Annotated in this window: 10 protein-coding genes; 1 reads left to right on the top strand and 9 read right to left on the bottom strand. The window is 35.2% G+C overall.

Annotation, left to right across the window (positions count from 1 at the left end):
* Positions 1-43: 43 nt before the first annotated feature.
* Positions 44-172, bottom strand: a complete 129-nt coding sequence (locus C564_RS36165; RefSeq protein WP_018765584.1) for an NprX family peptide pheromone — start codon at positions 170-172, stop codon at positions 44-46.
* Positions 169-1446, bottom strand: coding sequence for a helix-turn-helix domain-containing protein (locus C564_RS0112790; protein WP_018765585.1), 1278 nt, complete (start codon positions 1444-1446; stop codon positions 169-171). The genes C564_RS36165 and C564_RS0112790 overlap by 4 nt, the downstream gene beginning before the upstream one ends.
* 264 nt (positions 1447-1710) lie before the next feature.
* Between C564_RS0112790 and C564_RS0112795 the strand changes: the two genes are divergently transcribed.
* Entirely contained in the window at positions 1711-3174 is a 1464-nt protein-coding gene (locus tag C564_RS0112795) for a nicotinate phosphoribosyltransferase (RefSeq protein WP_006093496.1), read from the top strand.
* Positions 3175-3345: 171 nt separating this feature from the next.
* Here the strand turns inward: C564_RS0112795 and C564_RS0112800 are convergent, their stop codons facing one another.
* From C564_RS0112800 to C564_RS0112830, 7 genes are all read right to left on the bottom strand, one after another.
* Positions 3346-5712 (bottom strand): heavy metal translocating P-type ATPase, encoded by a 2367-nt coding sequence (locus C564_RS0112800; RefSeq protein ID WP_006093495.1) that lies wholly within the window; start codon positions 5710-5712, stop codon positions 3346-3348.
* 27 nt (positions 5713-5739) lie between these two features.
* Positions 5740-6117 carry an ArsR/SmtB family transcription factor gene (locus C564_RS0112805; RefSeq protein WP_003195140.1) on the bottom strand — a complete coding sequence of 126 codons (378 nt, stop codon included), beginning with the start codon at positions 6115-6117 and terminating at the stop codon, positions 5740-5742.
* A gap of 223 nt (positions 6118-6340) precedes the next feature.
* Positions 6341-6904: a class I SAM-dependent methyltransferase gene (locus C564_RS0112810; RefSeq protein ID WP_003205860.1), complete on the bottom strand. Its 564-nt coding sequence runs from the start codon at positions 6902-6904 to the stop codon at positions 6341-6343.
* A gap of 122 nt (positions 6905-7026) precedes the next feature.
* Positions 7027-8442 carry an amino acid permease gene (locus C564_RS0112815; RefSeq protein ID WP_018765586.1) on the bottom strand — a complete coding sequence of 472 codons (1416 nt, stop codon included), beginning with the start codon at positions 8440-8442 and terminating at the stop codon, positions 7027-7029.
* A 104-nt stretch (positions 8443-8546) separates the two neighbouring features.
* Positions 8547-9680, bottom strand: a complete 1134-nt coding sequence (ald, locus tag C564_RS0112820; RefSeq protein WP_018765587.1) for an alanine dehydrogenase — start codon at positions 9678-9680, stop codon at positions 8547-8549.
* Positions 9681-10230: 550 nt separating this feature from the next.
* Entirely contained in the window at positions 10231-12102 is a 1872-nt protein-coding gene (locus C564_RS0112825) for a glycerophosphoryl diester phosphodiesterase membrane domain-containing protein (RefSeq protein ID WP_018765588.1), read from the bottom strand.
* Positions 12103-12305: 203 nt separating this feature from the next.
* Entirely contained in the window at positions 12306-12788 is a 483-nt protein-coding gene (locus C564_RS0112830; protein ID WP_003194949.1) for a DUF1641 domain-containing protein, read from the bottom strand.
* Positions 12789-12796: the final 8 nt, after the last annotated feature.

The following is a 12796-nucleotide window of genomic DNA, read 5'->3' on the forward strand; positions in this document are numbered from 1 at the left end:
GAAAGGCCCTTTCCGTTTGGAAAGGGCCTTTCTTGGTAATTTATTATACATTTACTGTTTCTGCTGCATTCGTTTCTTGACCATAGTTATCTGGTTTCCAAGCACACTGCACATCGAATGCTACCGCTAAAACCGTTATAATTACAAAGGTTCCTAAGATTATCTTTTTCATACTATAACCCCTCCTTCTTCTTCTAACAACATAATTGCTAATTTATAATATCGATTACTTTCTTGAAATTCCGATGATTCTTCAAAGTATTCCGCTAATTCTAAGTATACCTTCTTTAAATCTTTCATATTTTTTTCACCCTTAAAGAAAGGCACTGCTTCTATTTCTAAAAACTTCTTATATACCTCTTTTTTTCCATAATACTTATATTGAAGAATTAATAATAAGTGCAACATACTTTTATATCTGTCATCTTTTCTTGCAGCAGAAATTCCTTTTTCAATCCAACCTCTCGCTTCTTCAAATTCTTTTAACTGAATACATTGCAAAGAAATCTCATACATAGCATCAATATAATTTAAATCTTCTTCTTTTTTATACTGTAGACCCTCCAAATAATATTCTTTTGCTTTTTCATAATTATTTTGACGATAATATAAGTACCCCATATTATTCAAGGCAATTGACATGATATTATCTTTATCTGCAAAAGAATCAGCCTCTCTTAAAATATGATTATAAATTCCCATAGCTTCACTATACTGTTTTTTTCGTATATAACTGAAAGCGATTAAAAGTTGACAGTTGATTACATGCCGAAACTTATATTCATTTCGAAAACCTTCTAACGCAACATTCGCAAAGTACAATGTCATATGATCGATTTCCATCTGACTATACGTAAGTGCTAAATTATAATATATCCCCGTTTCATAATAACCTTGTTCTTTCGCCATAGACTCTGTTTTTAACAAATGCTCTAATGCCTGTTTATATTTATATTGCATACAATATAATAAAGCCCTACTATACGTATACAGCAACTTCTGAAACGGAGAATACTTCTTATACATCTTCTTTAATTTCTCTAGTTCTTCTTCAAGCGCAGGAAGATCTCTTTTCATAATCAAATAACGTGTATACAGCAGATTATAATAATTTATAATTTCAAAATCTAAGACATTTTTCATTTCAGACTGTAATTCGTTATATATGCGTTCAACCTGTTGCTTGTCCAAATGAACTAATGCATTTAACCAATCATCTAATTTCTCTTTCACTTCTTCTTCTACATCTCTCAAATCCGACACGGCAATCTCTAACCTCGCGCAGAGCAACTGCAAGATTTCCTCCGATGCTTCTATTTTTCCATTTTCAATCTTACTTAAATATGAGACGGAACAAATGCCCTGACATAATTCTTCTTGTGTCATTTTTTGCTGCAGCCGCTTATAAAAAACTTGTTTGCCGATTTTTTCTAAAGTTTGTTGCATTGTCCTCCTCCATTCTCATTTACCCCCACTACTTTAATAATACATAAAAATGCCAAAAATATAAATTGATAAATGTAAATTTTCTAAAAGTTTTTCGATAAATTTGTTTTATTTCAATTGAAGTAGCTAAATTTCATGCTAAAAACATGTTATATCACCTATATTACCAAACATTAAAATCACTCTTTCTTATTAGAAATGGATTCTTTGGCATAAACTAGAAAAAACGATATAATATAACCAAATTACGGAGGTGTTTTCACAATGAATCATTATAAAGATGATAGTTACGCCTTACATACAGATTTATATCAAATCAACATGACTTATACATATTGGAAAGACGGCATTCATAATCGCCGCTCTGTTTTTGATTTATATTTCCGAAAGCTTCCATTTAAAAATGGTTATGCCATTTTTGCTGGTCTTGAAAAAATTATAGAATACATAGAGAATTTTCGTTTTACCGAAAGTGATATCACTTATTTAAAAGAGCTACAATTTGAAGAAGAGTTTCTACAGTATTTACAAAACATGAGGTTTACCGGGACAATTCGTAGTATGCAAGAAGGAGAAGTGGTTTTTAATAACGAGCCATTATTGCGCGTTGACGCACCGCTTGGTGAAGCTCAAATTATTGAAACCGCCTTGTTAAACATTGTGAATTACCAAACATTAATCGCTACAAAAGCAGCTCGCATGAAACATGCAGCGAACAATGATGAACTATTAGAATTTGGTACACGCCGTGCTCATGAATTTGATGCGGCCCTTTGGGGTACACGCGCAGCCTTTATCGGTGGATTTTCTTCTACAAGCAATGTCCGTGCTGGAAAACGATTTGGTATTCCAGTTGCTGGTACGCATGCTCATTCCTTTGTCCAAGCATACCGTGATGAATATATTGCATTTAAAAAGTATGCTGAAACACATAAAAAATGTGTTTTTCTTGTCGATACATACGACACATTAAAATCTGGTGTACCAAATGCCATTCGCATCGCGAAAGAATTTGGTGACCGCATTGATTTTTATGGTATTCGTCTTGATAGCGGCGATATGGCTTATTTATCAAAAGAGGCACGAAAACTACTTGATGCAGCTGGATTTACAAATACAAAAATCATCGCTTCTAGTGATTTAGATGAATATACAATTATGCATTTAAAATCACAAGGGGCAAAAATTGATGTATGGGGCGTCGGAACAAAATTAATTACATCATTTGAGCAACCTGCCTTAGGAGCTGTTTATAAGTTAGTTGCGATTGAGGATGCGAATGGCACATTAAATGATACGATTAAAATCTCTTCTAATCCTGAAAAGATTACAACGCCAGGATTAAAACGAATTTATCGAATCATTAATCGCGTTAACAATCATGCAGAAGGTGATTATATCGCTTTAGAATCAGAAGAACCTGAGCAGGAAGAACGTTTAAAAATGTTCCATCCTGTCCATACGTACATCAGTAAATTCGTGACAAACTTTGAAGCACGCGAGCTTCATCATAACATTTTCACAAATGGTAAAAGAACATATGAATTACCTAACATATTAGACATTCAAAAATACACAGAAAACAGCTTAGCACTATTTTGGGAAGAATATATGAGAACACTAAATCCCGAAGAATATCCTGTAGATTTAAGCCAAGAATGCTGGGATCATAAAATGAATTACATTCAAACCGTACGGGATCAGGTTTCAAAAAATATACAAAAATAAAAAGAGAAGCCTTCGCTTCTCTTTTTATCCCGCTATTTACGGGCAGTAATATCCCACCTCAAAGTTCAGCAAAAGAAGTTAGCTGGGAGATAAATTGCCCGTAGAAGCACGATTCGTGAGGGCTAATAATCAGTGGGAGATATCCCCCACTGATTAAAGTTTCACTTTATTTTACAAATCTTTCACTCTAAGCACACGCATCGCATTCAATACAGCAAGTAGCGTAACGCCCACATCTGAGAAAACAGCTTCCCACATTGTTGCAATTCCAAATGCACCAAGTAATAAGACCAGTCCTTTCACACCAAGTGCAAAGATAATATTTTGCCATACAATGTTCCGTGTACGTTTGGCAATTTTGACAGCCGTTGCGATTTTAGAAGGTTCATCTGTCATGATTACAATATCCGCCGCCTCGATTGCTGCATCAGATCCTAATCCACCCATCGCAATCCCGACGTCTGCTCTCGCTAATACTGGTGTATCATTAATACCATCACCAACGAACGCAACTTTTTCTTTTGCTTGTTTTGCACTATCAATTTTTTCAATTTCTTCTACTTTTTGTTGTGGCAATAATTCAGCGTGAACCTCATCTAAGCCAAGCTCCTTACCAACAGCTTCTCCAACTAATTTCGCATCACCTGTTAACATTACCGTTTTCTTAATACCAAGTTCTTTCAACTTTTGAATTGCTTGTTTTGAGTCCTCCTTTACTTCATCTGAGATGACAATATAACCAGCGTATGCACCGTCTACAGCAACGTGAACAAGCGTGCCCACTGTTTGCGGCTGTTCAAATGTAATATTTTCTTTTTTCATTAATTTTGCATTGCCCGCAAAAATTTCTTTACCTTGTACTTTTACAACTGTACCATGACCGGAAATTTCACTATAATCCTCAATCATATTTTCATCAATTGATTTTCCATATGCACTTCGAATAGATTGTGCAATTGGATGATTTGAATAAACTTCCGCAAATGCAGCATATTCAAGGAGTTCTTCTTTTGTAGTTGCTCCATTTGGCTCCATCTTTGTTACCTTGAATACACCTTTTGTTAATGTTCCTGTTTTGTCAAAGACGATATGTTTCACATCATTCAGTGCTTCTAAATAGTTACTTCCTTTGATTAAAATACCGTTTTTAGAGGCTCCACCAATACCGCCAAAGAATCCAAGTGGAATAGATACCACTAATGCACATGGACAAGAAATAACAAGAAACACTAATGCACGATAAATCCAATCAGAGAATGTAGCCCCTTCTAAAATAAGAGGTGGAATAAACGCTAATGCCGCTGCCGTAATAACTACGACCGGAGTATAGTAACGCGCAAATTTCGTAATAAAGTTTTCTGTTGGTGCTTTTCGGCTACTTGCGTTTTGTACTAAATCTAAAATTTTCGATACAGTTGATTCACCAAATTCTTTTGTTACTTCAATTGTTAACACACCATTTTGGTTCACAAAACCACTTAATACATCTTTCCCAACTTCTACTTCACGCGGTACAGATTCACCTGTTAATGCTGAAGTATCTACCATTGATGTTCCTTCAACTACTTTCCCATCTAATGGTACTTTCTCACCTGGTTTAACAATGATATAATCCCCAATTTGTACATCTTCCGGTGAGACTTGTTTTGTTTCATTGCCAACTTTAACGTTTGCATAATCAGGACGAATATCCATTAATGAAGTAATCGATTTTCGAGAACGATTCACCGCAATACTCTGGAATAACTCACCTACTTGATAAAACAGCATAACTGCGACAGCCTCTGGATATTGCCCGATTGCAAATGCTCCAAGTGTAGCGATTGCCATTAGAAAGTTTTCATCAAATACTTGCCCGCGTGTTATGTTTCTCACAGCTCGCCAAACAATATCTCCACCAATGAGTAAATATGCGATAACGAAAAGTGGAATTATTATCATTTGTGGTAATCCTGCAAGTGCAGCGACTCCTGTTAAAACACCACCAATCGCTAAGCGCCATAGCATTTTCTTCACATTTCCTTCACCGTGATCGTGACTATGTCCATGATCATGACCTGTTTTTTCTTCACGGACAACTTTTACATCTGGCTCTAATTTATGAACAATATTTTTAATATCTTGTACTGTCGTTTCAAGCTCTTTTTTATTTGCCACTTCTATTTTTAATTTCTTCGATACAAAGTCAACAGCGGCCGCTGAAACCGTAGGCATCTCTTTTACCTTTGTTTCAATCTTCATTGCACAATTTGCACAATCTAGCCCTTCTAATACAAATACTTCTTTTACAACTTTTGTTTTCTGTTCATCCTTTACTTGAATGTGCGGTTCTAATTTCGTAACAAGCTGTTTCGCTTCAGCAACAACATTATTTTCTTTATTTTGTTCTGTTTCTAAAGTCATTGTCTTAGTTGCGAAGTTCACGGAACAAGAGGAGACACCTTCTAATCCTCCGACCCCTTTTTCAATTTTCATCGCACAGTTCGCACAATCTAATCCTTCTAACACAAGTTTTCGTTTCACTAGTGCTTCTGCCATCTTTCTCCCTCCTTGTGCTTTTATTTTCTATTCTTCCTCATTTACGTGTTCAAACGCTTGCTCAAAGATATGAATTACGTGATGGTCAGCTAATGAATAATACACAACCTTTCCTTCTTTACGGTTTTTCACAAGTTTTGCTTGCTTTAAAACACGCAACTGATGAGAAATAGATGATTGTGTCATGCCGAGTAAATACGCTAAGTCACATACGCACATTTCTGCTTCAAATAATGCGTGTAAAATGCGGGTACGCGTACGGTCACCTAATACTTTAAATAATTCTGCCACTTTACTTAAACTTTCGTCAGCTGGAATCGTTTGTTTCACTTGATCAACAACTTCTCCATGGATAATTGTTTGAGAACATGCTTCTTGACATGTTTCTACTTTATTTTCAGCCATTATAGCTCACCTCTTCATTTGAACATATGAACAACCATTCATATATCTTATGCTTTTATTATATGAGCGTCCATTCATATGTGTCAATAAAATCCGTAACAAATTTTCCGAACATTTTGTTCAAATTTAAAAACATATCACTTATTTTCCACATCCGTTATATTCTTCATACAAAAAGGATGTACGAAAGTTTCTATCCTTTCGTACATCCTTTTTTCTTCATTTATTCACCTTTCACTGCATCAACAATTAAAGAAACAAACCCTAACTTTCCATCCTGATTTCTATGATCAAAGCGTTTAGACCGATAAATAAATCCTTCTTTTTCATCCCAATCATTATAATGAAACTCTCCGCTCTCATCACAATACTCCAAAAGCTTCACCTGAAATCCTGCGCTCTCAAACATGGATATTATCGTTTTATAATTGTGAACAATTTTATGGCTCGCCGCTGGATGATCTAGTGGTCCAGGTCCCCCAACTTGTACCCCTTCTTGATATTCTTCATCCGGGAAAAAGCTATCCGGAACCGCACAGCGAATATAACCACCGTTCTTTAAAAATTCATAACACACTTTCGCTGCTTCTACACCTTCCTCATATGATAAATGCTCCCATACATGCTCCGCTAAAATTACCTCTAAAGAGTTACTATCAAACCTTTTTATCCAATCTTCTCTTTTTAATAAATTCAATTCATCTTCATTTGTATGTAACCATCCTGGGTTATTGTTAATTTCTCCTGCACCAACAACAATTTTTAATTCGTCTTTTACAACCATCATTTCACCCCTTTGAATATTTCAACATATAAATTCTACAAGATACTACTTTTTCCTCCTTTGACCAAAAGAAAAAACCTTGCGCGCTCCCTAGGCACACAAGGCTTACAATTTATTATATCCCCTTAATTAGCTTTTTCTAAGCTATCTTGCGAACTTGTATCTTCTTTTAAATGACTATGTTTTTTCGAATAAACAAAGTATACAACTACTCCAATTGCTAACCAAGCACCGAAGTACATCCATGTTGTTAATGGTAGATTGAACATTAAGAATAGACAACATGCGATTGAAATGATTGGTAAAGTTGGTACAAGTGGTACCATAAATCCGCGCTTTAAATTCGGATGTGTTTTACGAAGAATGATAACAGATACACCAACCATCGCAAATGTTAATAACGCTCCAATATTCGCTAAATTCGACAATTCTTTTAAATCGATAAATCCAGCAATTAAAGCACTACCAATCCCTGTTAACCAAGTTGAAAATGTTGGTGCTTCTGTCTTCTTGTTAATTTTCGCAAAAGATTCTGGCAATAAACCGTCACGACTCATTGCAAAGAATACACGTGTTGTTGCGTAAATATAAGCAAAAATTACAGCCATAATACCAATTACAGCTCCAATAGCAATTACACCAGCTACTTTATCTTGTCCGACAACTTCTAGTACATAAGCCATTGCTTCTGGTACATCTAATTCTTTATAAGAAACCATACCAGTCATAACAAGACAAACTGCAACATAAATGATCGTACAAATAACTAACGAAGCAATGATACCAATTGGAAGGTCACGCTGTGGATTTTTTACTTCTTCTGCTGAAGTTGCTAATGCATCAAAACCTAGGAAAGCAAAGAATACTGCTGCTCCTCCGGCAAAGACTCCACTTAAACCGTACGGTGTAAATGGTACCCAGTTTTCTGGTTTTACGTAGAATACACCAACTGCAATAAATAAGACAACAATAGCAATTTTAATTAATACCATTGCGTTATTTACACGCTTACTCTCTTTCGTACCACGTGATAACAACCATGTTAATACGAGCGTGATGATTACTGCTGGCAAGTTCACAATACCACCTTGAGATGGAATCGTTAACAGCGCTTTTGGAATTTCCAATCCAAATCCACTTATCAGGTTATGGAAGTAACCTGTCCATCCGCCAGCTACGGCCGCTGTTGTTACAACATATACAGATAGTAACGTCCATCCCATTAAATGGGCTACAAACTCACCAATTGTTGCATAAGAATATGTGTATACACTACCTGAAACAGGAAGTGTCGAAGCAACTTCCGCATAACATAATGCTGCAAATCCACAAACAATTGCTGCAATCATAAATGAAAAAATAACTGCTGGACCAGCATCTCTTGCTGCCACTAATCCAGTTAATACAAGAACTCCTGTACCGATTATCGCACCAATCCCTAGCATTGTTAGGTCAAATGCCCCTAGTGTTTTCGTCAAAGTTTTACTTTGACTTTCCCCTAACAGTTGCGTAACGGATTTCTTTTTAAATAGGTTGGCCACGATGTATGCCCCCTTTGACTAAGAAGAGCTAAGAGGTCTTCTCTCTTAGCTCTTATCATGTTGTATTAAATATTGTTCGATTTTTAATTTGTATTATGCTTCAATTAGCAAGATACAGTTTCTGCTTCTAATAATTCTTTTGCACCTTTGTATTCTACACCGTGAGCTTCTGCAACTGCTTCGAATGTTACATAACCAGCTAATGTATTAATACCTTTTAATAATGCAGAGTTGCCTAGGCAAGCTTCTTTGTAGCCTTTGTTTGCAATTTGTACTGCGTATGGTACTGTTACGTTTGTTAATGCAAGAGTTGATGTACGTGGAACCGCACCTGGCATGTTTGCAACTGCATAATGAACAACGCCGTGTTTTTCATAAGTTGGGTTATCATGAGTTGTAATACGATCAGTTGTCTCGAAAATACCACCTTGGTCAATTGCGATATCTACTACAACAGAACCTGGTTCCATTGATTTAATCATTTCTTCTGTTACAAGTTTTGGCGCTTTTGCACCTGGAATTAATACCGCACCGATTACAAGATCAGACTCTTTTACAGCTTCTGCGATGTTGTAAGGGTTAGACATTAGAGTTTTCACTTGGTTACCGAAAATGTCATCTAATTGACGAAGGCGTTCTGCACTTAAGTCGATGATTGTTACATCCGCACCTAGTCCAACTGCAATTTTAGCAGCATTTGTACCAGCTTGTCCACCACCGATAATTGTTACTTTACCACGTTTTACTCCTGGAACGCCTGCAAGTAAGATACCTTTGCCGCCTTTGTTTTTCTCAAGGAATTGTGCACCAATTTGTGCAGACATACGACCAGCTACTTCACTCATAGGTGCAAGTAATGGTAAAGAACGGTTTTCTAATTGTACTGTTTCATAAGCGATTGAAACAACTTTCTTTTCAATTAATGCTTTTGTTAATTCTGGTTCTGGAGCTAAGTGTAAGTATGTGAATAAGATTAAACCTTCGCTAAAGTGCTTATATTCGCTTTCAATTGGTTCCTTAACTTTCATTACCATATCCATGTCCCAAGCTTCTTCAGCTGTATCAACGATTTTTGCACCTGCTTCAACGTACTCAGCATCTGTAAAACCAGATCCTATACCTGCACCCTTTTGAATGAATACTTCGTGATTGTTACGAACTAAATGTACAACACCAGCTGGTGTCATTGCCACACGGTTTTCGTTGTTTTTAATTTCTGTTGGTACCCCAATACGCATAATGAAATGCCCCCTTATAATTAACAGAAAAAAGGAATTCTTTTTTCTTTTTTTAATAATTAATAACTTATGTCCTTATTCTAGCATAACTTAAAAGTTATGAAAACGCTAACATACTAGATTTTAAAAGTTTTTATATTTTGAATAGTGTAAATATAAAGAACTTTATTTTTCAGGGGAATTTCTCATATTCCGTTTATCTATCACTCTCTTTTTATTATAACCTTTGCAATCCAACGTTAACATTTTATTATTTGACAATAATATAACAATGTGAAAAAACAATACAAATCGCATACATATGCAATTAAAATCCCCTGTAACATTTTAGAAGTATATTCTTTTTTATATAAATCCATTTTAATTTTTCAACATATAAATGACTGCTATGAAGAGAAGAAGGTGACTTTACACTCGGTTGTTCTTGGCATGGGGCTAAAAAAGACTCTGACCGCTTCTATACATGGCCGGATGCTCTCTCCCACCTGAAAATTAGATTTTATGTCGGTTTTTCAATTTGTACTTATATAATAAAAACAGCTACCGATATTTAACCGGCAGCTGGATAACCTATGAATAACTTTGAAAATAAATCTTCCGTTGTTTCTGTAATCTTATCAAACACATCTGTTTCACTTTCTTCTTGCTCTTTCATCATTTTAACGGTTTCTTGTGCATCCACAGGGTAGTCTGTAACAATCCCATCGACATTAAGCTTATAATATTTTTTAAAGCTTTCCATATCATTTACAGTCCATACATAAATTGGCTTATTTAACTTTCGTGCTGCTTTTACTAAGCTTTTATTTAACATATATTCTTCTGCAACATAAAAATCTGCTTGAACGTATTTTAAATTTGCTCTACTTGCATATAAAATATATCCTACCTTTATGTTTGGATTTGCACGTTTAAATTCTTTAATGAGCGGATAATGCAATGTTTGAATGACACATTGTTTTTCAAAGTCATTTTCCTTTATTGTTTTCAATACTTTCTTTACAAAATCTTTTTCATTTCCGTGCAATTTCACTTCTATATTGAGTTTTATCTTGTTTTTCGCAAGCTTAATCATCTCATCAAGTGTACTAATTCTTCCCGTGAATCCATCTTGATGAAGAGTAAGCTTTCGAAGCTCATCCATCGTCAAATCCGATACTTGTACATTGGCATTCGCAAGACGCTTTAAGTTCAAATCATGTATCACTGCCAATTCACCATCTTTTGTTTGCAACACATCAATTTCAGCATACTCTGCTTTTGCATCAATCGCACCTTGCAAGGCCTCTTTCGTATTCTCTACTCCTTTGGAAACATATCCACGATGCGCCATAATAACGGGTTCTTTATATGAATTCGTAATAAACGTCACAATAAAAGCAACAACCACGCCCACGGTGAAAATACCAACAATATATACACCAATAAACTTCAAACGATGCTTTTTAAAAAAACATTTATCTGCTTTTGTTTTGGAATAATCTAAGCCTTCTTCTAATAAAACATCTTCAACTGGAACCTTTTGTAAATAAAGTCTTGTCAATGCCATAATATAAAACGGCGTTACAATAAAACTAAATAAATATAATGTACTCGTCAAAAATACAGATAGGGTAGATTCCGCTAATAAAGCAAATGTTCCTTTTGGATTCGTAAATTCATACACACACCATAAAAGTAATAAGTACAGACCCATAAATAAAACGAACATAATCCCTATCGAAATAAAAAGTCCGACTAAAAAGAATAAGACTTTAAAAAAGCTTTCTTTTACCAACTTTGCACTCTTACGTGCAGCTGTGCGAAATGGTTTTTCTTCTAAAACAATAATAGGAAAAACAAAAATCCATCTCAAATTTAAATACGCAACTACAGCAAAAAAGGTATAATACCCTACTTGCCCCATTGTCGTTTTAAACAATTCTCCTGTAATAAAATTAGGAATTTGAATTTCAGGGATTAGTGCAGATTTATAACCGACGCTTAAAAGAGGTAACAAGATTACCGCATACAAAATAAATCCTGGTAAACAATATGTGAAAAGAGAAGGTAAATACGTTACCGTTTTATACAGAATCGGACGCAATTTTACCCTTTGTCGTTTATGTGCAAAATACGAAATAATGATAAGTACCGCAAATTCCGTAAAAATGAGAAAAAGTGCCAATATCGATAAAATGAAAATAGCTGCGATACCATATGGAGTTTTCAAAAAAGCTAACAATTCATCGTTTGTCGCATTTGCATAGCCGCCCCAATACAACAACTTATTAAAAATCATACCGAATAACGGTATAAATACAATGGCTGCTAATAGTTTATAAACAAGCTGAAACGCCAACACATTCCAAAAAGCAAATTGTACTGTTTGAAAGGAATGTTTCATGACTCCTGGTATAGATAGTCTTTTACGGTGTAGCATAAATTCCTCCAAATTCTAACACTATATTTGAGATGGATTCCATATTTCTATTTCAAATCCATCTTTTTTATAATAATATATTCCGCTTAATACGAACACTCTTATACATCCCAAAAAGAGTGACAGGCACACCCCCATCACTCTTTCTCATTTTCACCACACTATTGACGGTCAGTAAGACCCCCACTGACTAAAATTTTACCTTATTTTTTCTCTAATCCTTGTCCAAATGCTTTTAAAAAGCTAAATCCAAAAGTAATGGCTCTGTTAATATCCGGGTCTTTTAATACTTTAAAGAAGTCCATAACCTTTGTTTTCTTACCCTTTTTTAATTCGTCTGTTGCAAATTGTAATCCTGTAACTAAACTCGATGTCACCTGTTTTGTTACTTCTGGATCAACAGAAGATAGCGCTTCTCCTGCCCCCATCATATTATTTAATGCATTTTTTACCGGTTCACGATTTAATTGCTCAACAGCAATTTTAGAAACATCTTCTTTTGCAGCAAGCAAACTAATTGCTGCATCTAATATGCCAGCTTGTTGCAACTGTGCTAACAATTGCATCGTCTCTTCTACCGCTTCACGATTCTCAGCTAATTGGGTTAGCAGTTCATCTGATAACTGTTGTTTCTTTTCTGCTTCTGTAATGACCTTTTTCTGAATCAATGTAATTTCTTTTGCCACGTTCTTCG

Origin of the sequence: Bacillus sp. 105MF, from assembly GCF_000374885.1 — a bacterium.
GTDB lineage: Bacteria > Bacillota > Bacilli > Bacillales > Bacillaceae_G > Bacillus_A > Bacillus_A pseudomycoides.